This window comes from Pseudomonas marginalis, from assembly GCF_900105325.1.
Lineage (GTDB): Bacteria > Pseudomonadota > Gammaproteobacteria > Pseudomonadales > Pseudomonadaceae > Aquipseudomonas > Aquipseudomonas marginalis.
On the sequence record NZ_FNSU01000003.1, the window covers coordinates 3,609,285 to 3,633,899 of the forward strand.

Annotated in this window: 26 protein-coding genes; 14 read left to right on the plus strand and 12 right to left on the minus strand. The window is 61.5% G+C overall.

From position 1 onward, the window contains the following. Position 1: 1 nt before the first annotated feature. The 3 genes from rsfS to BLW22_RS26020 all read right to left on the minus strand — a co-directional run bounded on the left by rsfS (position 2) and on the right by BLW22_RS26020 (position 2,475). Positions 2 to 496 (minus strand): ribosome silencing factor, encoded by a 495-nt coding sequence (rsfS, locus tag BLW22_RS26010; protein ID WP_065924878.1) that lies wholly within the window; start codon positions 494 to 496, stop codon positions 2 to 4. 69 nt (positions 497 to 565) lie between these two features. Further along, a complete protein-coding gene (gene nadD / locus BLW22_RS26015) occupies positions 566 to 1,210 on the minus strand; it encodes a nicotinate-nucleotide adenylyltransferase (RefSeq protein ID WP_065910068.1) in 645 nt (214 codons plus the stop codon). Continuing rightward, positions 1,210 to 2,475, minus strand: a complete 1,266-nt coding sequence (locus tag BLW22_RS26020) for a glutamate-5-semialdehyde dehydrogenase (RefSeq protein ID WP_065924879.1) — start codon at positions 2,473 to 2,475, stop codon at positions 1,210 to 1,212. The genes nadD and BLW22_RS26020 overlap by 1 nt, the downstream gene beginning before the upstream one ends. Positions 2,476 to 2,650: 175 nt before the next feature. Between BLW22_RS26020 and BLW22_RS26025 the strand changes: the two genes are divergently transcribed. Together BLW22_RS26025 and BLW22_RS26030 are read left to right on the plus strand one after the other, a co-directional pair. Continuing rightward, positions 2,651 to 3,334, plus strand: coding sequence for a DNA-3-methyladenine glycosylase (locus BLW22_RS26025; protein ID WP_065946574.1), 684 nt, complete (start codon positions 2,651 to 2,653; stop codon positions 3,332 to 3,334). 25 nt (positions 3,335 to 3,359) lie between these two features. After that, positions 3,360 to 4,676 carry a bifunctional DedA family/phosphatase PAP2 family protein gene (locus BLW22_RS26030; protein ID WP_065924881.1) on the plus strand — a complete coding sequence of 439 codons (1,317 nt, stop codon included), beginning with the start codon at positions 3,360 to 3,362 and terminating at the stop codon, positions 4,674 to 4,676. Here the strand turns inward: BLW22_RS26030 and BLW22_RS26035 are convergent. The 4 genes from BLW22_RS26035 to BLW22_RS26050 form a co-directional block, all read right to left on the minus strand. Continuing rightward, the gene (locus BLW22_RS26035) at positions 4,670 to 4,885 is read right to left on the minus strand and encodes a hypothetical protein (protein ID WP_074847728.1); all 216 of its coding nucleotides are present in this window, start codon (positions 4,883 to 4,885) and stop codon (positions 4,670 to 4,672) included. The genes BLW22_RS26030 and BLW22_RS26035 overlap by 7 nt on opposite strands. Positions 4,886 to 4,985: 100 nt before the next feature. After that, positions 4,986 to 5,576: an LON peptidase substrate-binding domain-containing protein gene (locus BLW22_RS26040; protein WP_074847729.1), complete on the minus strand. Its 591-nt coding sequence runs from the start codon at positions 5,574 to 5,576 to the stop codon at positions 4,986 to 4,988. A 21-nt stretch (positions 5,577 to 5,597) separates the two neighbouring features. Then, positions 5,598 to 6,314 (minus strand): LrgB family protein, encoded by a 717-nt coding sequence (locus tag BLW22_RS26045; RefSeq protein ID WP_074847730.1) that lies wholly within the window; start codon positions 6,312 to 6,314, stop codon positions 5,598 to 5,600. Then, positions 6,311 to 6,664, minus strand: a complete 354-nt coding sequence (locus tag BLW22_RS26050) for a CidA/LrgA family protein (protein WP_065924885.1) — start codon at positions 6,662 to 6,664, stop codon at positions 6,311 to 6,313. Before BLW22_RS26050 ends, BLW22_RS26045 begins: the two co-directional genes overlap by 4 nt. Before the next feature lie 164 nt (positions 6,665 to 6,828). Here BLW22_RS26050 and BLW22_RS26055 point away from each other — a divergent pair, with 164 nt between their 5' ends. From BLW22_RS26055 to BLW22_RS26065, 3 genes are all read left to right on the plus strand, one after another. Further along, a complete protein-coding gene (locus BLW22_RS26055) occupies positions 6,829 to 7,284 on the plus strand; it encodes a MaoC family dehydratase (RefSeq protein WP_027605226.1) in 456 nt (151 codons plus the stop codon). Between the two features lie 105 nt (positions 7,285 to 7,389). After that, positions 7,390 to 9,108: a C13 family peptidase gene (locus BLW22_RS26060; RefSeq protein WP_065924886.1), complete on the plus strand. Its 1,719-nt coding sequence runs from the start codon at positions 7,390 to 7,392 to the stop codon at positions 9,106 to 9,108. A 29-nt stretch (positions 9,109 to 9,137) separates the two neighbouring features. Continuing rightward, complete coding sequence (locus BLW22_RS26065) at positions 9,138 to 9,779, plus strand: oxidoreductase (RefSeq protein ID WP_027605224.1); 642 nt, start codon at positions 9,138 to 9,140, stop codon at positions 9,777 to 9,779. 73 nt (positions 9,780 to 9,852) lie between these two features. On the opposite strand, the gene BLW22_RS26070 is transcribed toward BLW22_RS26065, so the two are convergent. From BLW22_RS26070 to BLW22_RS26085, 4 genes are all read right to left on the minus strand, one after another. Further along, entirely contained in the window at positions 9,853 to 10,137 is a 285-nt protein-coding gene (locus BLW22_RS26070) for a YceK/YidQ family lipoprotein (RefSeq protein ID WP_027605223.1), read from the minus strand. After that, on the minus strand, positions 10,130 to 10,759 hold the full coding sequence (gene ubiX, locus BLW22_RS26075) for a flavin prenyltransferase UbiX (RefSeq protein ID WP_027605222.1): 630 nt from the start codon (positions 10,757 to 10,759) through the stop codon (positions 10,130 to 10,132). Before ubiX ends, BLW22_RS26070 begins: the two co-directional genes overlap by 8 nt. After that, positions 10,756 to 12,105, minus strand: coding sequence for a UDP-N-acetylmuramate:L-alanyl-gamma-D-glutamyl-meso-diaminopimelate ligase (mpl, locus tag BLW22_RS26080; protein WP_074847731.1), 1,350 nt, complete (start codon positions 12,103 to 12,105; stop codon positions 10,756 to 10,758). The genes ubiX and mpl overlap by 4 nt, the downstream gene beginning before the upstream one ends. Before the next feature lie 73 nt (positions 12,106 to 12,178). Further along, positions 12,179 to 14,074 (minus strand): sigma-54-dependent Fis family transcriptional regulator, encoded by a 1,896-nt coding sequence (locus BLW22_RS26085; protein WP_065946576.1) that lies wholly within the window; start codon positions 14,072 to 14,074, stop codon positions 12,179 to 12,181. Positions 14,075 to 14,346: 272 nt separating this feature from the next. Here BLW22_RS26085 and exaC point away from each other — a divergent pair, with 272 nt between their 5' ends. From exaC to BLW22_RS26130, 9 genes are all read left to right on the plus strand, one after another. Continuing rightward, complete coding sequence (gene exaC / locus BLW22_RS26090) at positions 14,347 to 15,867, plus strand: acetaldehyde dehydrogenase ExaC (RefSeq protein WP_027605219.1); 1,521 nt, start codon at positions 14,347 to 14,349, stop codon at positions 15,865 to 15,867. A gap of 143 nt (positions 15,868 to 16,010) precedes the next feature. Next, on the plus strand, positions 16,011 to 17,444 hold the full coding sequence (gene eat / locus BLW22_RS26095; RefSeq protein WP_074847732.1) for an ethanolamine permease: 1,434 nt from the start codon (positions 16,011 to 16,013) through the stop codon (positions 17,442 to 17,444). Positions 17,445 to 17,501: 57 nt separating this feature from the next. Further along, entirely contained in the window at positions 17,502 to 18,896 is a 1,395-nt protein-coding gene (locus BLW22_RS26100) for an ethanolamine ammonia-lyase subunit EutB (protein WP_065924889.1), read from the plus strand. Next, positions 18,893 to 19,726: an ethanolamine ammonia-lyase subunit EutC gene (gene eutC / locus BLW22_RS26105; protein WP_074847733.1), complete on the plus strand. Its 834-nt coding sequence runs from the start codon at positions 18,893 to 18,895 to the stop codon at positions 19,724 to 19,726. Before BLW22_RS26100 ends, eutC begins: the two co-directional genes overlap by 4 nt. Before the next feature lie 92 nt (positions 19,727 to 19,818). Continuing rightward, the gene (locus BLW22_RS26110) at positions 19,819 to 20,277 is read left to right on the plus strand and encodes a GNAT family N-acetyltransferase (RefSeq protein ID WP_027605216.1); all 459 of its coding nucleotides are present in this window, start codon (positions 19,819 to 19,821) and stop codon (positions 20,275 to 20,277) included. 300 nt (positions 20,278 to 20,577) lie between these two features. Then, positions 20,578 to 21,234, plus strand: a complete 657-nt coding sequence (locus BLW22_RS26115) for a DedA family protein (protein ID WP_027605215.1) — start codon at positions 20,578 to 20,580, stop codon at positions 21,232 to 21,234. Positions 21,235 to 21,240: 6 nt separating this feature from the next. Then, positions 21,241 to 22,056 carry a M90 family metallopeptidase gene (locus BLW22_RS26120; RefSeq protein WP_065924891.1) on the plus strand — a complete coding sequence of 272 codons (816 nt, stop codon included), beginning with the start codon at positions 21,241 to 21,243 and terminating at the stop codon, positions 22,054 to 22,056. Positions 22,057 to 22,164: 108 nt separating this feature from the next. After that, positions 22,165 to 22,692 (plus strand): inorganic diphosphatase, encoded by a 528-nt coding sequence (gene ppa / locus BLW22_RS26125; protein WP_065924892.1) that lies wholly within the window; start codon positions 22,165 to 22,167, stop codon positions 22,690 to 22,692. Positions 22,693 to 22,906: 214 nt separating this feature from the next. Beyond that, a complete protein-coding gene (locus BLW22_RS26130) occupies positions 22,907 to 23,680 on the plus strand; it encodes a LexA family transcriptional regulator (RefSeq protein WP_027605213.1) in 774 nt (257 codons plus the stop codon). A gap of 300 nt (positions 23,681 to 23,980) precedes the next feature. Here BLW22_RS26130 and BLW22_RS26140 read toward each other — a convergent pair whose 3' ends face one another. Next, entirely contained in the window at positions 23,981 to 24,217 is a 237-nt protein-coding gene (locus BLW22_RS26140) for a hypothetical protein (protein WP_074847735.1), read from the minus strand. Positions 24,218 to 24,615: the final 398 nt, after the last annotated feature.

The window sequence follows — 24,615 nt, forward strand, 5'->3', positions numbered from 1 at the left end:
CTTATTCCTGGTCTTTGTTGAGCTTGTCGAAGTGCGCGTGGCCCACTTCCGGGCTGTGGTGCTTGCCATCGGCGGCACGGCTCTGCTCGGCGCCTTTCCACAGACGCTCCAGGTCGTAGAACTGACGGGCATTGCTGGTCATCATGTGAACGATCACGTCGTCCATATCCAGCAGCACCCAGTCGCTGTCGCCCTTGCCTTCTTCACCCAGCGGCTTCACGCCCTGGGCTTTGACGGCTTCGCGAACCTTGTCCAGCATCGCGCCGATCTGGCGGTTGGAGGTACCGGTGGCGATGATCATGAAGTCGGTGATGCTCTGCTTGTCGCGTACGTCCAGGACCTGGATGTCCTGGGCCTTCACGTCTTCCAGGGCGGCAACGGCGACTTTCACCAGCGCTTCGCCAGCCAGTTCCGGGCCAACGTGGGCTTCAACCGGCAGCGGGGCGCTTTTGAACGTGCCTTTGCGTTTTACTTTGCTTACGTCTTTGTTCGTCATAAAAAACTCGTTTTGCTCGTATGTTCGGGCGCTCGCTGCACGAGTGTTCGTGCGTTCAAGCGCGCCTTTTCAGTTCGACGCACGGTAAAGCCCGTGCGCATCGATGTAGGCCAGGACCGCGTCAGGCACCAGGAAACGTACCGACTTCCCGCTGGCCAGCAGTTGACGGATCTGGGTGGCAGACACCGCGAGCGGGGTCTGCCAGACGAATGCAATATTCCCGTTCGGCCCGGTCAGGGCCAAGGGGTCACTTACCGACCGCGCGGCCAGCAGGTTGCGCAAGGCATCCGGCGGTTCGCTGTCGGCATCCGGGCGTTGCAAAACCAGGATGTGGCAGTGCTGGAGGAGTTCCTCCCAGCGATGCCAAGAGGGCAGGCCGCAAAATGCGTCCCAGCCCAAAAGCAGAAACAACTGGTCATCCGCGGCCAACTCGGCGCGCATCAGCTCCAGGGTGTCGACAGTGTAGGACGGTTTATCGCGCTTGAGCTCACGATCGTCCACCACCAGCGGCGGTATGCCTTCTACGGCCAGGCGCACCATTTCCAGGCGCTGCTGCGGCGACACCTGCGGGGTATCGCGATGGGGCGGCCGGAAATTAGGGATCAGGCGCAGCTCATCCAGCGCCAAGGCATCCGCGACTTCCAGGGCACTGCGCAAATGGCCGATGTGCACGGGGTCGAAGGTACCGCCGAGCAGCCCGATGCGTTTAGCCATCAAGTGCGCACGTGACCGTCGCCGAACACCACGTACTTCTCGCTGGTCAGGCCTTCCAGGCCAACCGGGCCGCGTGCGTGGAGCTTGTCGGTGGAGATGCCGATCTCCGCCCCCAGGCCGTACTCGAAGCCGTCGGCAAAGCGCGTCGAGGCGTTGATCATCACCGAAGCGGAGTCCACTTCGGTGAGGAAACGCCGGGCATCGCTGAAATGCTCGGAGACAATGGCGTCGGTGTGCTTGGAGCCGTACGTGTTGATGTGTTCGATGGCCTGGTCCAGGTCGTCGACGATGCGGATCGACAGGATCGGCGCCGTGTACTCGGTGTACCAGTCCTGCTCGGTGGCTTCGATCACGTCCGCGCCCAACAGCGCACGGGTGCGTTCGCAACCGCGCAGCTCCACGCCCTTGTCACGGTAGATGGCAGCCAGCGGCGGCAGCACGCGCTCGGCAATGCCGACGTGCACCAGCAGGGTTTCCATGGTGTTGCACGGCGCGTAGCGGTGGGTCTTGGCGTTGTCGGCGATGCGGATCGCCTTGTCGATGTCGGCGGCGATGTCGATATACACGTGGCACACGCCGTCCAGGTGCTTGATCACTGGCACCTTGGCATCGCGGCTGACGCGCTCGATCAGGCTCTTGCCACCGCGCGGCACGATCACGTCGATGAATTCCGGCATGGTGATCAGCGCGCCGACAGCGGCGCGGTCGGTGGTTTCCACCACTTGCACCACTTCGGCCGGCAACTCGGCCACGGCCAGGCCCTGCTGGATGCAGGCGGCGATGGCGCGGTTGGAATTGATCGCCTCGGAACCGCCACGCAGGATGGTGGCGTTGCCCGACTTGAGGCACAGGCTCGCGGCGTCGATGGTCACGTTCGGGCGCGACTCATAGATGATGCCGATCACGCCCAGGGGCACGCGCATCTTGCCGACCTGGATGCCGGACGGCAGGTAACGCATATCGCGAATTTCACCGATGGGGTCAGGCAGCTTGGCCACCTGACGCAACCCTTCGATCATGTCGTCGATACGTGTCGGCGTCAGCGCCAGGCGGTCCAGCAAGGCGGGCTCAAGGCCATTGGCGCGGCCGTTGGCCAGGTCCAGTTCGTTGGCGGCAGTCAGCTCGGAGCGCGAAGCGTCCAGAGCATCGGCGGCGGCCAGCAGGGCACGGTTCTTCTGCGCAGTGCTCGCACGGGCGATCAACCGCGAGGCCTGACGGGCAGCGCGACCCAGGCGGGTCATGTAGTCAAGAACGGACTCAGTCATGGTCAGGGAGTCTTGGCAAAGAGGAAAGCGGCAGATTATAGCTGTGACGCCGCCCGACTGACAGCGGTGAGGGGCGGATGGTCGAAATGAACTGTAAAAACCTGGGGTTCAGCCGTAATTAAGGTGGGAGTTGTTATTATTCCGTCACATTTAGCCGTATTAACCCCAGACCACCATGCCCAGTTCTTCACCCCAACTCCCCGCCAGCGCGCTGCCCGACAGCTTCTTCGACCGTGACGCGCAAATACTTGCGCGGGATTTGCTTGGAAAAGTCATCCGCCATCGCGTCGGCGATAGCTGGCTTTCGGCGCGAATTATTGAAACCGAAGCCTATTACGTGGCCGAAAAAGGCAGCCACGCCTCACTCGGGTACACAGAAAAGCGTAAGGCTTTGTTTCTGGATGGCGGACATATCTATATGTACTACGCCCGTGGCGGCGATTCGCTGAACTTCAGCGCGCAGGGGCCGGGCAATGCCGTGCTGATCAAATCAGCCTATCCCTGGGTCGATGAAACCTCCGGGCCCGCCAGCCTGGCGCAGATGCTGCTGAACAACCCGAATGCCGACGGCAGCCCGCGCGCGTCGCAAAAGCTGTGTGCCGGCCAGACGTTGCTGTGCAAGGCGCTGGGCCTGAAGGTGCCGATGTGGGATGCCAAGCGCTTTGATCAAGAATTGCTCTTTGTCGAAGACGTCGGCCAGACACCGATACAGATCATCCAGACCACCCGCCTGGGCATCCCCAGCGGCCGTGACGAGCACTTGATGTACCGCTTCGTCGATGCCGGCTATGCGCCCTACTGCACGCGGAACCCGCTGCGCCGGGGCCAGGTCGAAGGCCGCGACTATTTCCTGATTTGAATCTGTGGCGATGGAGTAACGATTTATGGGCCAATGGCTCGATGGCATTACCGGCTGGCTGACCCTCAACCCGCAATGGCTGGCGGCGGCGGTGTTTATCGTCGCGTGCGTGGAATGCCTGGCCATTGCCGGGCTGATCGTGCCAGGCACGGTGCTGCTGTTTGCCATTGCGGCACTGGCTGGCAGCGGCGCCTTGTCCCTGAGTGAAACCCTGCTGATGGGGTTCCTGGGAGGCTTGCTGGGCGACGGGATTTCCTACTTCCTCGGCCGACACTTCCATCAGAATATCCGCCGCCTGCCCGGCCTGCGCCACCATCCGGAATGGATGAATGGCGCGGAAACCTACTTCCACAAATACGGCATCGCCAGTCTGCTGGTGGGACGTTTCATCGGGCCATTGCGGCCGATGCTGCCGATGGTGGCCGGAATGTGCGACATGCCGTTCCCGCGTTTCGCCCTGGTCAGCCTTCTGGCGGCAGCCGGTTGGTCGTTGGCCTACCTGCTGCCGGGCTGGGCCACCGGCGCCGCGTTCCGCCTGCCATTGCCGGAGGGGTTCTGGCCTGAGGCGGGGGTTGTCACAGCGTGCCTGGCGGTCGTGCTGGGACTGAGCCTGAACACCAGCCTGCGTGGCCATCGTCGCGCGACCCTATGGATAGGGTGTGCCAGCCTGGCGTTGTTGATCGCCCTGTTTATCGGCTATCCGCACCTGGATGACTTTGACCAGGGCCTGAGCGCGCTGGTACAGGAACATCGCAGCCCCTGGCTGGACCACACCATGGTGATGGTGACCCAACTGGGTGAGTTCAAGAAGATGTTCTTCGCCAGCGCCGTATTCACCGCGCTGCTGCTACTGGCGCGGCAATGGCGTCATGCCGTGTTTGTCGGTGCAACACTGGCCGGGGCGGCGGTGATCAATACCGGGACCAAACTGTTTTTCGCCCGTGGCCGCCCGGAAATCCTCACCGACCCATTGACCAGCTTCAGCATGCCCAGCGGCCACGCCTCCGGTGCGTTTGCGTTTTTCCTGGCGTTGTCGGTGCTGGCCGGTCGCGGACAACCCACGCGCCTGCGCCTGACCTGGATGTTGCTGGGCTGTATTCCTGCGGCCTTCATCGCGCTGTCACGGGTCTACCTTGGCGCCCATTGGCCCACCGACATCCTGGCTGGCACGCTGCTGGCAATGACCGTGTGTGCATTCAGCCTCACCGTCTGCCAGTACCGCAGCCCTTTGCCGCCGATGCCGCAGAAGGCCTGGTGGCTGGTATTACCCGCTGTGGTGGCGGTGCTCGGCTTCATTGCCTTTACCGGCACCCCACACGCGCTGCTCAGGTATGCCTACTGACCCTGGGTCGGGCCGAGCCAATGGATTGGCGCGGCGCGGCGTTCAACACAACGCTCACGTCGCTCCAGCATCATCTCATCGGCGATTTCCGCGGCGCGTTCAGCGATGTATTCCGGGCCCCGCTTGGCATCCAGCGGCAGCAGCTGCACGGCAATACTGACAAAAAAAACGTCCCAGGCAGCCTGTTCCGATGGCGCTAGCCGAATCATGTTCACCCCCAATCATTGTTGTGTGATCGGTGACTATTTCAGGCGACGCACAGGGAACAACGAGGAAACCTCTGAAAACCGCGCAGGACAGATCCGAGGCTCAGGCAAACAACTCACCCTGAAGCTCATCGAGCAGCATCTGGATCGCATCCAGCCGCTCCTGCGGGTCGTCGAGTTGCAGCAGGTCGATCTTGTCGGCCTCAGTGAACGGCAAGAGATAAGCCAGTTGATTGCCCAAGGCTCGCTGGCCATCGGCGTGAGTGTCCATGTCCAGCGACGCGACCATCGGGTGTTCGGCCAGGGCCTGGAGCAAGGCCAGCAGGTCGGCATCCTCTTCTTCCAGCGCCTGGTCCGGCAGTTCTTCCAGCCATTGCACCTCGGCCACCAGCAACTGGTCCTTCTGCACACCGGCGTCTCGCACGCGGAAGCGCCGCCCGCCTTCGACGCGAATCCCCAGCAGGCCGTTGTCCTGCTGCTTGAAGTCGCGAATCAACGCTTCACAGCCGATCAAGGCATAGCCATCCGGAGCCATGCCCACCTCCTTGCCATCGAGGATGCACACCACGCCGAAGCTTTCGCCCTTTTTCATGCAGCGGCTGATCATGTCCAGGTAGCGCGCCTCGAACAGTTGCAGGTCGAGGATGCAGCCAGGGAACAGCACGGTATTGAGGGGGAACAGCGCCAGACTCATAAAGGCTTCCTTAAACCCGGTTTAAACAATCACTGACACGGCCAGCGGCAGGAATACCGCTGTGGCTACGCCCATCAGACTCATGGCCAGCGCCGCAAAGGCGCCACACTCTTCGCTTTCCTGCAGGGCCACCGAGGTGCCGACGGCGTGGGCGGTCATGCCCAAGGCCATGCCGCGCGCCTCGGGGCTGTGCACCCCAAGACGCGAGAGTAACGCCGGGCCAACCATCGCGCCCACCACCCCGGTAATCAGCACAAACACCGCCGCCAACGCCGCCACGCCGCCGATCTGCTCGGCCACCAGCATGGCAATCGGCGATGTCACCGACTTCGGCGCCATGGTCATCAACATCCTGTGTTCAGCGCCGAACCACCAGCCCAGCAGCACGCACAGGCCGGTGGCCAACACGCCGCCTATCACCAGCGTAGTAAAAATCGGCCAGAACAATTGCCGAATCCGCCGCAGGTTCAGATAGAGCGGCACCGCCAGGGCCACCGTCGCCGGGCCCAGCAGGATCCCCATGATCTCCGTGCTCTTGCGGTACTCGGCATAGCTCAGGCCGCACGTGAGCAACACGCAGATCACCAGCAGCATGGAGACCAGCACCGGCTGCAGGAAAATCCAGCGGGTTTTCTCGAAACCCGCCAGCACCAACTGATAGGCGCCCAGGGTGATCCCGATACCGAACAGCGGGTGATGAATCACCGCCGTCCATGCGCCGTGCCAGTCGAAGATCATTGATCCTGCTCCTTGCGCTTGACCATGCGTTCCATCAACAGCCCGACAAAGCCCATGGCGATCACCAGCGACAACACCAGTGCACCGACGATAGCCCAGAAATCGGCGGCAATATCCCTGGCATACACCATCACCCCCACCGCCGGCGGCACCAGCAGCAACGGCAAGTAGCGCAGCAGGCTGCTGGCCGCCAGGCTCAGGGGCTCGCCGACTTCGCCACGCCAGATCAGGAACCCGAGCATCAACAGCAGGCCGATGATCGGCCCCGGCAGTACCGGCACCAGCAAATGATTGATCGCCGTGCCGATCAATTGAAACAGCACCAGCCATGTCAGACCGCGTAACAGCATCCGTTTTTTCCCCCTCAAGACCCGCCCGCATTATAAGCATGCCCGCCCTATGCTCCGGCATTCGCCAAAAGCATGGTGGGTTGACCGGGCTGGTTGGCCATGATGATCTACATTGGTTCTCTGTAACCCATAACAACAGCACCGATGAACCAAGGAGAGACGCAATGCCCTATGTACCCGTAGCGCAGCTCAAAGATTATGTCGGCAAGGAACTGGGACGTTCCGAATGGCTCACCATCGACCAGGCACGTATCAACCTGTTCGCCGAGGCCACTGGCGATCATCAGTTCATCCACGTCGATCCGGTCAAGGCCGCACAAACCCCGTTCGGCAGCACCATCGCCCACGGCTTCCTGTCGCTGTCGCTGATGCCCAAGCTGATGGAAGACATCCTGATCGTGCCCGAAGGCCTGAAGATGGCCGTCAACTATGGCCTGGACAGCGTGCGCTTTATCCAGCCGGTGAAAGTCAATTCCAAGGTGCGCCTGAACGTGACCCTCACCGACGTCACCGAGAAAAAGCCCGGCCAATGGCTACTCAAGGCCACCGCCACCCTGGAAATCGATGGCCAGGAAAAACCCGCTTACGTCGCCGAGTCGTTGTCGCTGTACTTCGTGTAAGCCCATCCCTGTGGCGAGCCACTGAAACTCGCCACAGGGTATGTAAATTTATGTATGAATCTCGCAGCTGCGGCATACTCGGCGCTCAATTATCCGGATCCCGCTATGCGCCCACTCGCTCCCCTTGCCCTTGCCCTGTTGCTCACCGCTTGCGGAGACGGCGAATCGCTGTTGCCGCCCGATGCGCGCCTGCCCGATGGCGGCCGTTACCGGGGCGATGTGGTCAATGGTCTGCTGCAAGGCCAGGGCCGCGTGGATTATCCCAACGGCAGCTGGTACGCCGGGCAGTTCGACAAAGGCCAGTGGCACGGCCAGGGCGAATGGCATGGCAGCAACGGCGAAGTCTATAAAGGCCAGTTCCAGCAAGGCCTGTTCGATGGACAGGGCAGCCTCACCACGGCCGGCAGCCACTATGTGGGCGGGTTCAAGAACGGTCGGCGCAACGGCGAAGGCACCCTCAAAGAAGGGCAGATGACCTATCGCGGCGAATTCAAGGACGACCAGTATTCCGGCCTTGGCCGCCTGGAACTGGCCGACGGCAGCCAGTATCAGGGCCAGTTCGCCCACGGCAAGCCGAACGGCGAAGGCCAGCGCAATGACGACAGCGGCAACCAGTTCAGCGGCCACTTCGTCGACGGCCAGCTGGAGGGCAACGGTACGTTCAACAGCGCCGACGGCGACATCTATGTCGGCCAGTTCAAGCAGAACCAGCTCAACGGCAAGGGCCGCTATGAAAACGCCGATGGCGACGTGTGGATCGGCCAGTTCAAGGAAGGCGCACTCAGCGGCAAGGGCGAACTGATCGGCGTGGATGGCAGCCACTACGTCGGCCAGTTCAGCGACTGGCGCTTTACCGGCGAAGGCCGCCTGAACCTGACCGACGGCAGCTTCTATATCGGCGGCTTTGACAGCGACAACTATCAAGGCCGCGGCACCCTGGTACTCACCGACGGCACCGTGCAGGCCGGTACCTGGGTCAACGGCATGCGCGTGCGTGATGCTGACGGCGCATTGTTGCCCGACCCACTGGAGATCGGCGTACTGGCCCAGGGCCATTTGCTCGATGCCGCCCTCGCTGCCGTGCCTGCGTCCACCCCCGCAGTGGAGCTGTACACCCTGGCCGTGGCCGGCGACGGCAAACAAAGCGTGTTCCTGCGCGAAGCCGATTACGTCAGCAATATGCTCACCACTCGCTTCGGCGCACGGGGGCAGATCCGCCTGGTCAACCACCGCGACCATATCGCTGACCGACCACTGGCCACCCGCGAAAGCCTGCGCCGGGCCGTGCAAACCCTGGCCGAGCGCACCGGACCGGAAGACCTGGTGTTTATCTACATGACCAGCCACGGCACCCACGAACACGAACTGGTGCTGGACCAACCGCGCATGGAACTGGCCGACCTGCCCGCCGATGAACTGGCCGCCGTGCTCGCGCCGCTGAAAAACCGCGACAAGATCGTGGTGATTTCAGCCTGCTACTCCGGTGGATTCATCCCGGCGCTCAAAGACGAACGCACCCTGATCATGACCGCCTCACGCGCCGACCGCGTGTCCTTCGGCTGTTCCGAAGAGGCCGACTTCACCTACTTCGGCGATGCCCTCTTCGCCCAAGCCTTCAACCAGACCGACGATCTGCAGCAAGCCTTCAAGCTGGCGCAGCTGCATGTGAGCGAACGCGAACAGGCAGACAACTTCGAAGCGTCCGAACCGCAGATCTGGGCCCCCAAAGGCGTGATCGCCCACTGGCAATTATTACGCAAGCAGCAGGCACGAAAGGCGCTGGAAAGCGTCTCAATGAATAGCAAGGAAGCCAAAGGCAACTAAGCTGTAACGTGTAACAAGGGGGAAACACCATGTACCTGACACCTCAGCATATCCTGCTCGCTGGCGCCTCTGGCCTGACCGGCGAACACCTGCTCGACCGCCTGCTCAACGAACCTACCGTGACCCGTGTGCTGGCACCCAGCCGCAAGCCGCTGGCCGAGCATCCGCACCTGGAAAACCCGGTGGGCGACCCGGCGGTGTTCCTGCCGCAACTGAGCGGCCAGGTAGATATTGCCTTCTGCTGCCTGGGTACCACCATCAAGAAAGCCGGTTCGGAAGAAGCTTTTCGTGCCGTCGACCTGGATATGGTCGTAGCCTTTGCCAAGCGCGCGCGGGAGATGGGCGCGCGGCACCTGATCGTGATCAGCGCGATTGGCGCCGACCCGAAATCCTCGGTGTTCTACAACCGGGTCAAAGGGGAAATGGAACAGGCACTCAAGGCCCAGGACTGGCCGCAACTGACCATCGTGCGGCCTTCGTTGCTGCTGGGGGAACGGCTGGAGCCCCGTTTGGCCGAGCAACTGGCCGGGCCGCTGTCACGGTTGATTCCGGGGAAATACCACGGCATTGAAGTCTGCGAACTGGCCCGGGCCATGTGGCGCCTGGCGCTGGAAGAGCAGGACGGGGTGCGGGTGGTGGAGTCGGATGAACTGCGCAAGCTCGGTAAATAAAGCCGAACACAAAGCAGAATGTGGGAGGGGCTTGCCCACCCACATTGGTTTTGTGGTGCTTTTAAAATCCAGGCTAGAGCCCGCCCGTGGCGTTAAATCCCACACCGAGCACCGTCAACACTGACAGCGGCAATAAAAGCGTGTCGAGCAACGCGCTGGCCGGCAGGTCGACACCGGGGTAGCTGGGCGCCTCGGCACCGAACCGGTCCTTGGCGCAGCAACCTCCGTTCATTGCATACAAATCCAATCGCGTGCCGGCATACACCACCGGCGCGCCGGGCTGCGCGGCGTCCAGGGTACGCGCGGTGGCGCAGCCGGCCAATTGCAGCGCCAGTATCACCAACAGCGCCTTATTCATCGCTGCTCAAATGGTGTTCGCCCCAACGCGGCAGCATGTCCTGGGGGATATTCAACAGGTTGAGAATGCGCGCCACCACGAAATCCACCAGGTCATCGATGGTCTGCGGCTGGTGATAGAAGCCGGGCGACGCCGGCAGGATGGTCACCCCCAGGTTCGACAGCTTGAGCATGTGCTCCAGATGAATGCTCGAGTACGGCGCCTCACGCGGCACCAGGATCAACTGGCGGCGCTCCTTCAACGTCACGTCGGCGGCGCGCTCGATCAGGTTATTGCAAGCGCCGGTGGCAATCGCCGACAACGTTCCCGTGGAGCACGGCACCACGACCATTGCCGCCGGCGCACCGGAGCCCGAAGCCACCGGCGACATCCAGTCTTCCTTGCCGTAGACCTTGATCTGTCCCGCCGCCGCACCGGTGTACTCGGTGAGGAAGGCTTGCATCATCTGCACCTTGGCTGGCAGCGCGACATCAGTCTCGGTGGCCATCACCAACTGCGCGGCCTTGGAGATCAGAAAGTGCACCTCACGGTCTTCACGCACCAGGCAATCGAGCAGGCGCAAGCCATAGGGCGCGCCGGATGCGCCGGTCATCGCCAGGGTGACGCGCTCCGGGCCACTCATTTCAAGGCCTCGGCCAGTTTGCCGTGCAAGCCGCCGAAGCCGCCGTTGCTCATCACCACCACATGGGTGCCAGGCTTGGCCTGGTGCTTGACGAACTCAATGATGCCCTCGATGGAATCACAGACTTTCGACGGCACCGTGCATTGCGCCGCAATCGCCGGCAGGTCCCAGCCGAGATTGGCCGGGGCATACCACACCACCTGGTCGGCATCGTTAACGCTTTCCGGCAGGCCGTCGCGGTGTGCGCCGAGCTTCATGGAGTTTGAGCGCGGCTCGACAATCGCAATGATCGGGGCATCGCCAACACGTTTGCGCAGGCCGTCGAGGGTGGTGGCAATGGCCGTTGGGTGGTGGGCAAAGTCGTCGTAGATGGTAATCCCATTCACGTCGGCGACCTTTTCCATACGGCGCTTCACGCTCTTGAATGCGCTCAACGCAGCAATGCCCATGGACGGCACCACGCCCACATGCCGCGCGGCCGCCAAGGTGACCAAGGCATTGGCGACGTTGTGCTGGCCAGTCATGTCCCACTCGACGATGCCTTGGGCCTCGCCTTCAAACAGCACTTCAAACCGGGAACCGTCTTCACTGAGCAACTTGACCTGCCATTGCCCACCCGCACCGGTGGTTTGCACCGGGGTCCAGCAGCCCATCTGGATCACGCGCTGCAAGGCCGGCTCGGTGGTCGGGTGGATGACCAGGCCTTCGCTCGCAATGGTGCGCACCAAATGGTGGAACTGCCGCTCGATCGCCGCCAGGTCGGGGAAGATGTCGGCGTGATCGAACTCAAGGTTGTTGAGGATCGCGGTGCGTGGACGGTAGTGGACGAACTTGGAGCGCTTGTCGAAGAACGCACTGTCGTACTCGTCGGCTTCGATCACAAAGAACGGCGTATCGCCCAGGCGCGCCGACACCGAGAAGTTCTGCGGCACGCCGCCGATCAGGAAGCCCGGGCTCATGCCCGCGTGTTCCAGCACCCAGGCGAGCATGCTGCCGGTGGTGGTCTTGCCGTGGGTGCCGGCAACGGCCAATACCCAGCGACCTTGCAGCACATGGTCGGCCAGCCATTGCGGGCCGGACACGTAAGGCAAGCCTTTGTTGAGGACGTATTCGACTGCCGGATTGCCCCGGGACATGGCATTGCCGATCACCACCAGGTCCGGTACCGGGTCGAATTGCGCCGGATCGTAACCCTGGGTCAGTTCAATGCCCTGGGCCTCGAGTTGCGTGCTCATGGGTGGGTAAACATTGGCATCGGAGCCCGTTACGTGATGGCCCAGTTCTTTGGCCAGAACCGCCATCGAACCCATGAAGGTGCCGCAGATACCAAGAATATGAATGTGCATAGTCGACCTCGTAAACATCGAGGCAGGTTAGCGCAGGGGGGCGAAAATCGCACTCTTTAGCTGTAGGACCGATCTATGGCGCAGCCCGTGCAATACCGTGCCGGCGCAGCTTTCTATACAGCGTGTTACGGCTGACACCCAGCTGCTCCGCCGTATGGGTCATGTGCCAGCGTTGTTGCTCCAGGGCCGTGAGCAGGGCGAGTCGCTCGGCGTCGCCCAGGGGCGACTCTGCAAGCCTGGCCTCGGCCACTGCTTGCGGCCGTGCCTGGCGAATCAACGCTGGCAAATCCTCAAGGCCGACCCGCCCGTCGTCACACAGCGCCGCCAGCGTTCGCAACACCGTGCGCAGTTGCCGAACGTTGCCCGGCCAGGGGTAGGACAGCAGCGCCGAACGCGCCGCCGGGTCGAGCCTTATGCTCTGGCCGCCCGCCTCCTGCGCCAGCAGGAAATCCAGCAACTGAGGCTTATCGCTGCGTTCACGCAACGCTGGCAAAACGACTTCCAGGCCGTTGAGGCGGTAATACAGGTCTTCCCGAAAACTTCCGTCCTGCACGCGCTCCAGCAAATTCCGGTGAGTTGCGCTGATAATTCTGACATCAACCGCCTGGGGCTCACCGCCGATGGGCACCACCATGCGGTCCTCCAGCACCCTTAACAGGCGCGTCTGCAGCGCCAACGGCATATCGCCGATTTCATCGAGGAACAGCGTACCGCCGTCGGCCTGTTGCAACTTGCCCTGCATGCCGTCCTTGCGCGCGCCGGTAAAGCTGCCGCCGCGATAGCCGAACAGTTCGCTTTCGATCAGGCTTTCCGGGATGGCGGCGCAGTTGAGGGCAACGAACGCCTTGTCGGCACGCTGGCTGGCGTGATGCACCGCCTTGGCGAAAGCCTCTTTGCCGGAGCCGGTTTCGCCGTTGATCAGCAAGGGCACATCGCGCTCGAATACCCGCAGCGCTTTACGGAAGTCAATCTGCAGCGCCGGGTCGCCCAGGCAGATACCGGCCAGGCGCACGGGTTCAGGCTTGGCGATGGGCGCAGGTACACTGCGCGATTGACCACGCAAGGCCGCGAACAAGTGCCGACCATCCCGCGTGCGCAATGGCCAACTGGCGGTGGCATTGGCGCTGGCGCGACCGAGCAGTTGGTCCAGGGAACACTCGAACAACGCCTCCACCGGTTGCCCCAGCAACCCACCACGCACCTGCCCCAGCAGGTTGAGTGCGCTCTGGTTGACGGCACATATCCGCCCTTCGCCGTCAAACGCCAACAACCCTTCGCTGAACAGGCCCACCGACTCGGCCTGCAGGTGAAAGCGCAGCAGCCAATGGTTTTCGAAGTGACGCAGGAAGTAGCAACTCTCGATCATCTTCGCCGACAGGTTAACCAGCGCCATGGTGTGGAACTGGCTCTGCCGCGACACCTCCTCCCGGGCCGACGACACGTCCAGCACCGCCAACAGGTCGCCGTGGGGGTCGAACACCGGGCTCGCCGAACAGGTCAGCCCGGTGTGGCGCCCACGAAAATGTTCATCGCGATGAATGGTCAACGACTGGCGCTCCACCAGGCAGGTGCCGATGCCATTGGTGCCCTCGCACGCTTCGCTCCAATCGGCACCGAGCCACAGCCCGGCGCGTTCGAAAATCTTGCGCTCGGACGGTGCTGTGACACAGTTGAGGATCACCCCACGGGCATCGGTCAGCAGCACCGCGTGGCCAGCGCCCGACAGCTGCTGGTGCAGGCTGTTCATCTCGCTGCCGGCGATATGCAGCACCTGTTGCAGGCGCTCGCGGCTTTCCAGCAGGCGGCCGTGCTCAAGCACCGTAGGGGCGATGGTCTGGGCAGGATCGAGGTGGTAGTCCTCCAGGCAGCGCAGCCAGGAGCGGGCGATGGACGGGTCGCTCGACGGGTCGCGCCCACGCGCCACAGTAAGGACTTGCTGGGCATGGCGACTGAAATGATCGTTGTGCATGTTCTTATTATTCTCCCTGCGTGAGAGCCACCAGCATCCCCCAGGCACCCAGCCAATGCAATCCCGGACCGACTCGCCGGTCACGGCCTGTACCGTTTATGGCACAAACTGTCACAGCGCCTGTACCACCCGTGTCACAGCAACGCCTTGCAACAAACCCCAAGCCCTTGATTTTCCTGGCCTGCAAAGCAGTGGCCCAACCTTTGCTCTACGCTTTATCAAGCGCTTGCGCGCTGCACTCCAATAAACATAAAAGCCAGGAGATACCCACCATGCGTTACGCACACCCCGGTACTGAAGGCGCGATCGTTTCGTTCAAGGCCAAGTACGGCAACTACATTGGTGGCGAATTCGTTGCCCCGGTCGATGGCAACTATTTCACCAACACCTCGCCGGTCAACGGCAAGCCTATCGCCGAATTCCCGCGCTCCACTGCCAAAGACATCGACAAGGCGCTGGACGCCGCCCACGCTGCCGCTGACGCCTGGGGCAAGACCTCGGCCCAGGACCGCTCGCTGGTGCTGCTGAAAATCGCCGACCGCATCGAACAGAATCTCGAACTGCTGGCCATCACCGAAACCTGGGACAACGGCAAGGCGGTGCGTGAAACCCTCAACGCCGACATCCCGCTGGCCGCCGACCACTTCCGCTACTTCGCCGGTTGCATCCGCGCCCAGGAAGGCACCAGCGCCGAGATCAACGAACACACCGCGTCCTATCACTTCCACGAGCCACTGGGCGTGGTCGGCCAGATCATCCCGTGGAACTTCCCGCTGCTGATGGCCGCGTGGAAACTCGCCCCGGCCCTGGCCGCCGGCAACTGCGTGGTGCTCAAGCCTGCCGAGCAAACACCGCTGGGCATCAACGTGCTGCTGGAAGTCATCGGCGACCTGCTGCCACCGGGCGTGCTGAACGTGGTGCACGGCTTCGGCAAGGAGGCCGGCGAAGCCCTGGCCACCAGCAAGCGCATCGCCAAGATCGCCTTCACCGGCTCCACCCCGGTGGGCTCGCACATCATGCATGCGGCGGCCGAGAACATCATTCCGTCCACCGTCGAGCTGGGCGGCAAGTCGCCGAACATCTTCTTCGCCGACATCATGAAAGCCGAACCGTCGTTCATCGAGAAAGCCGCCGAAGGCCTGGTGCTGGCGTTCTTCAACCAGGGCGAAGTGTGCACCTGCCCATCCCGCGCGCTGGTGGAAGAGTCGATCTACGACGACTTCATGAAAGTGGTGATGAAGAAGGTCGAGCAGATCAAGCGCGGCGACCCGCTGGACACCGACACCATGGTCGGCGCCCAGGCGTCCGAGCAGCAGTTCGACAAGATCCTGTCCTACCTGGAAATTGCCAAGGGCGAAGGCGCGCAATTGCTCACCGGCGGCAAGGTCGAGCAGCTCACCGGCGATATGGCCGGCGGCTATTACATCCAGCCGACCCTGCTCAAGGGCACCAATGAAATGCGCGTGTTCCAGGAAGAAATCTTCGGCCCGGTAGTGAGCATCACCACCTTCAAGGACGAAGCCGAAGCCCTGGCGATTGCCAACGACACCGAGTTCGGCCTGGGCGCCGGTGTGTGGACCCGCGACATCAACCGCGCCTACCGCATGGGCCGCGCGATCAAGGCGGGCCGCGTGTGGACCAACTGCTACCACCTGTACCCGGCGCATGCCGCGTTTGGCGGTTACAAGAAGTCCGGCGTGGGCCGTGAGACCCACAAGATGATGTTGGATCACTACCAGCAGACCAAGAACCTGCTGGTGAGCTACGACATTAATCCGTTGGGCTTCTTCTAACTAACCCCTCCCACAGTTGAAATGCACTCAAATGTGGGAGGGGCTTGCCCTCTCCCACACTTAGCTCTCCACAAGTACTTGCCAATTGCATTCGGCACACAGAGGCCGAGTTAAAAAACAATAACAATGAAAGGTACTTTCCCATGCCTAGCGAACCGACTGGATCTTCTGTCGACTTCGAAAAAGTCGACTCCCAATACTTCCAACAACGCGAACTGAAAAAAGGCGCCGCCGGCTGGGTCCTGCTGGTTGGTCTTGGCGTTGCCTACGTCATCTCCGGCGACTACGCCGGCTGGAACTTCGGCCTGGCCCAGGGTGGCTGGGGCGGGATGTTCCTCGCCACATTGCTGATGGCCACCATGTACCTGTGCATGTGCTTTTCCCTGGCCGAACTGTCTTCCATGATCCCCACCGCCGGCGGTGGCTACGGTTTTGCCCGCAGTGCCTTCGGGCCCTGGGGCGGGTTCCTGACGGGCACCGCCATCCTGATCGAATACGCCATCGCCCCCGCCGCCATCGCGGTGTTTATCGGCGCCTATTGCGAGTCGCTGTTCGGCATCGGCGGCTGGATGATTTACCTGGCGTTCTACATCATCTTTATCGGCATCCATATCTTTGGCGTCGGCGAAGCCTTGAAGCTGATGTTCGTGATCACCGCCATCGCCGCGATTGCGCTGGGCGTGTTCCTGGTGTCGATGGTGCCGCACTTCAATGTCGCCAACCTGCTGGATATTCCGGTGACCGAGGCCAAGGGCGCCAGCACCTTCCTGCCATTCGGCTATGTCGGCGTGTGGGCGGCGATCCCCTATGCGATCTGGTTTTTCCTCGCCGTAGAGGGCGTGCCCCTGGCCGCCGAAGAAACCAAGAACCCCAAGCGCGACCTGCCCCGGGGCCTGATCGGCGCCATTGTGGTGCTGACCAGCTTTGCCCTGTTGATCCTGGTGATCGCACCGGGCGGCGCGGGCACCTACGCACTGGTCAAATCCGGTAACCCGCTGGTGGAAGCGCTGGCGCTGTCCTATGGCGGTTCGACCTGGATGGGCAGCTTCGTCAACCTGGTCGGTCTGGCAGGCTTGATCGCGAGCTTTTTCTCGATTATCTACGCCTATTCGCGGCAGATCTTTGCCTTGTCCCGTGCCGGCTACCTGCCGCGCAAACTGTCCCTGACCAACAAGAGCAAGGCCCCGGTACTGGCCCTGGTGATCCCCGGGATTATCGGCTTCGGCCTGTCGCTGACCGGCCAGGGGGATCTGTTGATCCTGGTGGCGGTGTTTGGCGCGACCATTTCCTACGTGCTGATGATGGCCGCGCACATCACCCTGCGTATCCGTCGCCCCAAAATGGACCGTCCTTATCGCACGCCGGGCGGCATCTTCACGTCCGGCGTCGCCTTGGTACTGGCCTGCGTGGCCGTCGTTGCGGGCTTTCTGGTGGATCCACGGGTGGTGATTGGCGCCGCGATCATCTATGGAGTATTAATTGCTTACTTTGCTTTCTACAGCCGGCATCACTTGGTAGCAGGCACGCCCGAAGAAGAATTCGCCGCGATCCAGGCCGCAGAGGCCGCCTTGCACTAACTGCCGTAAACCTCGACGCGGGTTCCTCTCCTGCCCGCGTCGTCAAGGAGACACTGTATGGCAAGCTTTTCCCACGCGGTCGGTGCACAGACCTACCGCTTCGACAGCCTCAAGGACGTGATGGCCAAGGCCAGTCCCGCGCGTTCCGGGGACTTTCTGGCCGGCGTCGCCGCGCAGAACGACGGTGAGCGGGTGGCGGCGCAAATGGCGCTGGCAAATATCCCGCTGAAACACTTCCTCGAAGAAGCGCTGATCCCCTATGAAAGCGATGAAGTCACGCGGCTGATCATCGACACCCACGACAAGCAGGCTTTCGCCGTGGTCAGCCACCTGACCGTCGGCGGCCTGCGCGACTGGCTGCTCAGCGACGCCGCCGATGAACAATCCCTACGCGCATTGGCGCCGGGGCTGACACCGGAAATGGCAGCGGCGGTGTCGAAGATCATGCGCGTGCAGGACCTGGTACTGGTGGCTCAGAAGATCCGTGTGGTCACCCGGTTTCGCGGCACCATGGGCCTGCGCGGACGCCTGTCGACCCGCCTGCAACCCAACCACCCGACCGACGAGCCGGCGGGTATCGCCGCGAGCATTCTCGACGGCCTGCTCTACGGCAACGGCGACGCCATGATCGGCATCAACCCGGCCACCGACAGCATCGCCTCGATCTGCGCCATGCTGGAGATGCTCGACGCAATCATCCAGCGCTACGAAATCCCCACCCAGGCCTGTGTGCTGACCCACGTCACCACTTCCATCGAAGCCATCAACCGCGGCGTGCCGCTGGACCTGGTGTTCCAGTCGATTGCCGGCACCGAGGCGGCCAATGCCAGTTTCGGCATCAGCCTGAGCGTGCTGCAGGAAGGTTACGAGGCGGGCTTGAGCCTGAACCGGGGCACCTTGGGCCAGAACCTGATGTATTTCGAAACCGGCCAGGGCAGTGCCTTGTCGGCCAACGCGCATTTTGGCGTCGACCAGCAAACCTGCGAAACCCGCGCCTATGCGGTGGCCCGGCATTTCAAGCCGTTTCTGGTCAACACCGTGGTCGGTTTTATCGGCCCCGAGTACCTGTACAACGGCAAGCAGATCATCCGCGCCGGCCTTGAAGACCACTTCTGCGGCAAGCTGCTGGGCGTGCCCATGGGCTGCGACATCTGCTACACCAACCACGCCGAAGCCGACCAGGACGACATGGACACCCTGCTGACCCTGCTGGGCGTCGCCGGGATCAACTTCATCATGGGCATCCCCGGCTCCGACGACATCATGCTCAACTACCAGACCACCTCGTTCCACGACGCCTTGTACGCTCGCCAGACATTGGGTTTAAAACCGGCGCCGGAGTTTGAACAGTGGCTGGCCAAAATGGGCATCTTTACGCAAGCCGACGGCAAGGTGCGCTTCGGCAACAGCCTGCCACCGGCGTTTCGCCACGCCCTGGCGCAATTGGGATGAAGGAGCCGCCCGTGCAACTCGACCTGCCTGAAAACCCATGGCTGGAACTGCGCCGCCTGACCCCGGCGCGAATTGCCCTGGGCCGCACCGGCACCAGCATTCCCACCAACGCCCAACTTGATTTCCAATTTGCCCACGCCCAGGCACGGGACGCGGTGCACCTGCCCTTCGACCATGCAGGCCTGAGCAGTCAGTTGGCCGAGCGTGGGCGCGATAGCCTGTTGCTGCACAGCGCGGCAACCGACCGGCACAGCTACCTGCAACGCCCGGATTTGGGGCGGCGCTTGAGTGACGAATCGGCCCAAAGCCTGCGGGATTACGCGGCTGAGCATCCGGGCGGCATGGACCTGGCGGTCGTGGTGGCGGACGGTCTGTCGGCGCTGGCAGTACATAAACATACGTTGCCGTTTCTGACGCGCATGGAAGAGCAGACCCACGCTGAAGGGTGGTCCTTGTCGCCGGTGATCCTGGTGGAACAGGGCCGCGTGGCGGTCGCGGATGAAATCGGGCAACTGCTCGGCGCCAAGATGGTGGTGATCCTCATCGGCGAACGGCCGGGGCTCAGTTCGCCGGACAGTTTGGGGCTGTACTTCACCTACAACCCCAAGGTCGGCCTCACCGATGCCTATCGCAACTGCATCTCCAATGTGCGCTTGGAAGGCCTGAGCTATGGCATGGCGGCCCATCGCCTGCTGTACTTGATGCGAGAGGCGTGTCGCCGGCAGCTGTCGGGGGTCAACCTGAAGGACGAGGCGCAGGTTCAGACCCTTGAATCCGACGACCCGGACCTGATGAAGGGCAATTTCCTGCTCAGCCCACCCACCGACTGATCCCGGCACGATTGCGCTTTTTCGCGCCTTTAGGCAGCATCAAGTCACGGCCGCTCGTGTGGTCATACCCCATTTGGAAGTTGAGGCCTGGCATGCGGATTACTCAAGCGACCCTGGAACACCTGGACCTGTTGACCCCGTTGTTCGTCAAGTACCGCGAGTTCTACGGGGCCCTGCCCTTTCCGGATTCGTCACGGGCCTTCCTGGAAAAGCGCCTGCGCCGCAAGGAGTCGGTGATCTACCTGGCCCTAGCCGATGACGACGACAAACGCGTGCTCGGGTTTTGCCAGCTTTACCCGAGCTTTTCCTCGCTGTCGCTTAAACGCGTGTGGATCCTCAACGACATCTATGTGGCCGAAGACGCGCGCCGGCAACTGGTGGCGGATAACCTGATGCGCACGGCGAAGAAAATGGCCAAGGAAACCCACGCAGTGCGGCTGCGGGTATCGACCAGCAGTGATAACCAGGTGGCGCAGAAGACGTACGAGTCCATCGGGTTTCGTGAAGACACCGAGTTCAAGAACTACACCTTGCCGATCAGCGAAGACTGACGCCCTGACACCATGGACACCTTGTGGGAGGGGGCTACCCCGATGGCGGCTGTTCAGTCAGACTATTTATAACTGACCGAATGCTTTCGCGAGCAAACTCGCTCCCACAGTGCCTTTCTGGCGATCTGTGGACCGTCCCCCCGCGACATCCCCCGCTACAAAACCAACACGCTTTTCACCTCTCAATCCGTATAATGCGGACCTTTCAGGGTTGTAAGAAACACTACATACACGTGTAGCCTTATTACCCGAGCTTCCGCACAGGCCTGCCGAGTCGGGCCGTTCACACAGGTGCCATCCATGGATTTCAACCCGCTCGACCTTATCCTGCATCTCGACGTGTACCTCGACATGCTGGTAACCAATTATGGTCCGTGGATATACGCCATTCTGTTCCTGGTCATCTTTTGCGAAACCGGCCTGGTGGTCATGCCGTTCCTACCAGGTGATTCGTTGCTGTTTATCGCCGGCGCCGTGGCAGCAGGCGGTGGCATGGACCCGGTATTGCTGGGCGGGCTGCTGATGCTGGCGGCAATCCTCGGCGACAGTACCAATTATGTGATCGGGCGAACGGCGGGAGAACGCCTGTTCAGCAACCCGAACTCGAAAATCTTCCGCCGCGACTACCTGCAAAAGACCCACGATTTCTACGACAGGCACGGCGGCAAAACCGTGACCCTCGCGCGTTTCCTGCCGATCCTGCGCACCTTTGCGCCGTTCGTTGCCGGCATCGCGAAAATGCCCTATGCACGCTTCTTCGGTTTCAGCGTGCTGGGCACCATTCTCTGGGTCGGCGGCCTGGTGACCCTGGGCTACTTCTTCGGCAACGTGCCATTTATCAAGAAAAACCTTTCGCTGCTGGTGGTGTTCATCATCCTGCTGTCGCTGGTGCCGATGATCATTGGCGTGTTCCGCAGCCGCTTTGGTCGCACGTCTTCAGAAGCCAAATCGCAGTAACCCGGCATGTGGTCCCTCAGCGCCTGGCGGCGCCGACGCCTGCTGGCCAAGCACCCGATTGCCGATGACACCTGGCAGCGGGTGCGCCACCACCTGACCTTCCTCGACGGCATCAGTGCCGAGCAGGACCAGTGGCTGCGCGAAGCCTGCGTGGTGTTCCTCGCCGAAAAACACCTCACCGCCCTGCCCGGCGTCGAGCTGCACCAGGAACAACGCCTGCTGCTCGCCGCCCAGGCGCAACTGCCGCTGATGAACCTGGGCGACCTCGACTGGTACCAGGGTTTCCATGAAATCGTGCTGTACCCCGACGACTTCCTCAGCCCCCAGCGCCATCGCGACAGCAGCGGCATCGAACACGAGTGGGACGGCGAACACAGCGGCGAAGCCTGGCAGCAAGGCCCGGTGATTCTTGCCTGGCCCGGCGTACTGGCCAGCGGTCAGTGGGAAGGCTACAACCTGGTGATCCACGAACTGGCCCACAAACTCGACATGCTCAACGGCGACGCCAATGGCCTGCCGCCACTGCACCACGACATGCGCGTGCAGGAGTGGGCCAGCGTAATGCAGGGCGCTTATGACGACCTCAATCGCCAGCTGGACGCCAACCCCGACGCCGAGACGGAGATAGACCCGTACGCGGCGGAAAACCCGGCGGAGTTCTTTGCGGTCACCAGCGAATATTTTTTCAGCGCCCCGGATTTACTCGTCAATAGTTATCCACAGGTGTACGCCCAACTCAGCCGCTTTTACCGCCAGGATCCCTTGGCCCGCCTGACCCAACTGCAAGCGCACGACCCGCGTTATCAGCCACAAGGCGAATGACCGTACGACGTCTGGCGCATGGCATCGCCGTCAGAATATGCCTATAATCGCCGCCACTTTTAGGCCAATCCGGCCATGTCATATGGCCAACTACGGGGGCAAAGCCCAATGAGCTACAGCAAGATTCCGGCTGGCAAAGACCTGCCGAACGACATCTACGTCGCCATCGAGATTCCGGCCAACCACGCGCCGATCAAATACGAAATCGACAAAGACAGCGACTGCCTGTTCGTTGACCGTTTCATGGCCACCCCGATGTTCTACCCGGCCAACTACGGTTTTATCCCGAACACCCTGGCCGACGACGGTGACCCCCTCGACGTGCTGGTCGTAACCCCTTACCCGGTTACCCCAGGCTCGGTCATCCGCGCTCGCCCGGTCGGCATCCTGCACATGACCGACGACGGCGGTGGCGATGCCAAAGTGATCGCCGTGCCACACGACAAGCTGTCCCAGCTGTACGTGGACGTGAAGGAATACACCGACCTGCCGCCACTGCTGCTGGAACAGATCAAGCACTTCTTCGAGAACTACAAAGACCTCGAAAAAGGCAAATGGGTGAAGATCGACGGTTGGGGCAACGCAGACGCCGCCCGCGCCGAAATCATGAAGTCGGTCGCTGCCTACAAAGGCTGATACCGGCTACTCATTGCCTCGGCAATTGAAAAAGCCCCGATTACTTGGGGCTTTTTTTGTGGGAAAAATTAAACGACAAGTTCAACATCTTATAAACTTAGTTTAATCATCTGTGAATTCCGAAGTAATAAGCCACAACTAAGCAAAAACCTACAGGCCTAACTCAACGCATGGTTTATTTGATGTGTTTTCTCGGCCAGTAAACTCTGCGTTTATGAATACATCAGGTGATCGCTTAAAAGCGCTATTACGGGAAGTTCATCTTTCCGCCTCCGACTTCGCCAAGAACCGTGGTGTCACGCCTCAACACGTGAACAACTGGTTCAAACGCGGTGTACCCATGGGCCGACTCAACGAGATCGCAGAACTGCTGTGCATCTCCAGCCGTTGGCTACGCACCGGCGAAGGCCCCAAACACCCACCGGCCAACTTCCTGCTGGAAGGCCCCGGCACCAGGAAAGGACTCCCCGCCCGCGAAGAAACTGGCAAATACCTCACAGGCCCCGCCTGCCGCCCGGAAAAAATCGACGTGGAAATCCCCCTCCACCCCACCTTCACCTCAACCGAACGCATCCGCGTCTCCCTGCACACCCTCGAAACCCTCAACGTCAACCCCGACCGCGCGCTGGGCGCCTACATGGTCGACAACAGCATGATCGACATCATCCAACAAGGCGCCACCCTCGCCATCGACAAAGGCCGCACCCAAATCATCGACGGTGAAATCTACGCGGTCGAACACGACGGAATGCTCCGCATCAAATACCTCTACAACCGCCCTGGAGGTGGGTTGCGCATGCGCAGCCACAATGCCGGTGAACATCCGGACGAATACCTGACCCACGAGCAACGGTTTGAGCAGAACTTCCAGATTGTGGGGTGGGTGTTCTGGTGGTCCACGTTGAATAACCGTAGGCCGCCGGTGCCGCTGGATGAGCATTTATTGGGCTGGGAAGGCTCTAAATCGGATCCGGAGGTGGGCAACTGAAGTGAATGTGGGTATCATGCGCCGCACATTTGGCAGGGGGTGGCTTTGCGCTATCCACCCTGCTCGGCGATGCGGAGGATTTCCCGCAGATGCCCCTACTATTCAGCCCGACGCAATGTGGGCTGAGCGATTTGAAGACTGCTGAGGTTTGTCAAAAACAAGCTGAGGCGATCACAGAGAAGCCGGCCACAAGCCGGCTTTTTAATGCCTGATAAGTATCGCGACTCAATTGTCCAAAAGCTGTTGGACAATTGAGTAATCAAAAGCGGGTTGCTATACCCTGCCCTTCTCTCAGTCGCCTCACGCGGACTGCATACACTCCACAGCCCGATCCGCCACCATCTTCGCCATCTCCACCAAATGCATCACCGCTCTCTGCGGCGCACCCAATGGCTCACCGAGCACTCGCGACGTAGCCACCGCACACTGCAGCAACTCAGCCACACGCACCCAGGCATCCTCAAAGTTCAGCTCTTCATTGACAACAAATGGGTAGATCGCACCCGATGACGGCGAATCCGCAACAACGTTATCCATAGCAAACCTCCAATCGATAATTTGGAGCTGCCACTAACCGCGACTAAACGAAAGGTGGCAGCTGTACGCAGGTTAGTCGACCGGTCGATTGGAAACCCGGCGCACCCGGAGGTGCCCTGCGCACAGCCACCATAAGATGCAGGCGAAGGGGGCCTGACTCATGAGTTGCTTATGCGCCAATCGATCCGGGCGACTAAACCCGATCGCTGAATGTGCAGCGACGATTCGCAGCCTAGTCGTGCATTTTCGCTAGCGCAAGCGGCTGGGATTTTCTAGGAAATGTCCCGCAAATGAAAGGGATCTAACCTGCTGGCACAACGAATTCGAGAACACTGTGGGGCTGCTGACTCCTATGATTTTTCAGCAGTCCTCCATGATACGGACGGCCATTGCATATC

Bases quoted from the DNA above. Each gene is read 5' to 3' on its own strand.
- rsfS (WP_065924878.1), bottom strand. From the start codon at position 496: ATGACGAACAAAGACGTAAGCAAAGTAAAACGCAAAGGCACGTTCAAA.
- nadD (WP_065910068.1), bottom strand. From the start codon at position 1,210: ATGGCTAAACGCATCGGGCTGCTCGGCGGTACCTTCGACCCCGTGCAC.
- BLW22_RS26020 (WP_065924879.1), bottom strand. From the start codon at position 2,475: ATGACTGAGTCCGTTCTTGACTACATGACCCGCCTGGGTCGCGCTGCC.
- BLW22_RS26025 (WP_065946574.1), top strand. From the start codon at position 2,651: ATGCCCAGTTCTTCACCCCAACTCCCCGCCAGCGCGCTGCCCGACAGC.
- BLW22_RS26030 (WP_065924881.1), top strand. From the start codon at position 3,360: ATGGGCCAATGGCTCGATGGCATTACCGGCTGGCTGACCCTCAACCCG.
- BLW22_RS26035 (WP_074847728.1), bottom strand. From the start codon at position 4,885: ATGATTCGGCTAGCGCCATCGGAACAGGCTGCCTGGGACGTTTTTTTT.
- BLW22_RS26040 (WP_074847729.1), bottom strand. From the start codon at position 5,576: ATGAGTCTGGCGCTGTTCCCCCTCAATACCGTGCTGTTCCCTGGCTGC.
- BLW22_RS26045 (WP_074847730.1), bottom strand. From the start codon at position 6,314: ATGATCTTCGACTGGCACGGCGCATGGACGGCGGTGATTCATCACCCG.
- BLW22_RS26050 (WP_065924885.1), bottom strand. From the start codon at position 6,664: ATGCTGTTACGCGGTCTGACATGGCTGGTGCTGTTTCAATTGATCGGC.
- BLW22_RS26055 (WP_027605226.1), top strand. From the start codon at position 6,829: ATGCCCTATGTACCCGTAGCGCAGCTCAAAGATTATGTCGGCAAGGAA.
- BLW22_RS26060 (WP_065924886.1), top strand. From the start codon at position 7,390: ATGCGCCCACTCGCTCCCCTTGCCCTTGCCCTGTTGCTCACCGCTTGC.
- BLW22_RS26065 (WP_027605224.1), top strand. From the start codon at position 9,138: ATGTACCTGACACCTCAGCATATCCTGCTCGCTGGCGCCTCTGGCCTG.
- BLW22_RS26070 (WP_027605223.1), bottom strand. From the start codon at position 10,137: ATGAATAAGGCGCTGTTGGTGATACTGGCGCTGCAATTGGCCGGCTGC.
- ubiX (WP_027605222.1), bottom strand. From the start codon at position 10,759: ATGAGTGGCCCGGAGCGCGTCACCCTGGCGATGACCGGCGCATCCGGC.
- mpl (WP_074847731.1), bottom strand. From the start codon at position 12,105: ATGCACATTCATATTCTTGGTATCTGCGGCACCTTCATGGGTTCGATG.
- BLW22_RS26085 (WP_065946576.1), bottom strand. From the start codon at position 14,074: ATGCACAACGATCATTTCAGTCGCCATGCCCAGCAAGTCCTTACTGTG.
- exaC (WP_027605219.1), top strand. From the start codon at position 14,347: ATGCGTTACGCACACCCCGGTACTGAAGGCGCGATCGTTTCGTTCAAG.
- eat (WP_074847732.1), top strand. From the start codon at position 16,011: ATGCCTAGCGAACCGACTGGATCTTCTGTCGACTTCGAAAAAGTCGAC.
- BLW22_RS26100 (WP_065924889.1), top strand. From the start codon at position 17,502: ATGGCAAGCTTTTCCCACGCGGTCGGTGCACAGACCTACCGCTTCGAC.
- eutC (WP_074847733.1), top strand. From the start codon at position 18,893: ATGAAGGAGCCGCCCGTGCAACTCGACCTGCCTGAAAACCCATGGCTG.
- BLW22_RS26110 (WP_027605216.1), top strand. From the start codon at position 19,819: ATGCGGATTACTCAAGCGACCCTGGAACACCTGGACCTGTTGACCCCG.
- BLW22_RS26115 (WP_027605215.1), top strand. From the start codon at position 20,578: ATGGATTTCAACCCGCTCGACCTTATCCTGCATCTCGACGTGTACCTC.
- BLW22_RS26120 (WP_065924891.1), top strand. From the start codon at position 21,241: ATGTGGTCCCTCAGCGCCTGGCGGCGCCGACGCCTGCTGGCCAAGCAC.
- ppa (WP_065924892.1), top strand. From the start codon at position 22,165: ATGAGCTACAGCAAGATTCCGGCTGGCAAAGACCTGCCGAACGACATC.
- BLW22_RS26130 (WP_027605213.1), top strand. From the start codon at position 22,907: ATGAATACATCAGGTGATCGCTTAAAAGCGCTATTACGGGAAGTTCAT.
- BLW22_RS26140 (WP_074847735.1), bottom strand. From the start codon at position 24,217: ATGGATAACGTTGTTGCGGATTCGCCGTCATCGGGTGCGATCTACCCA.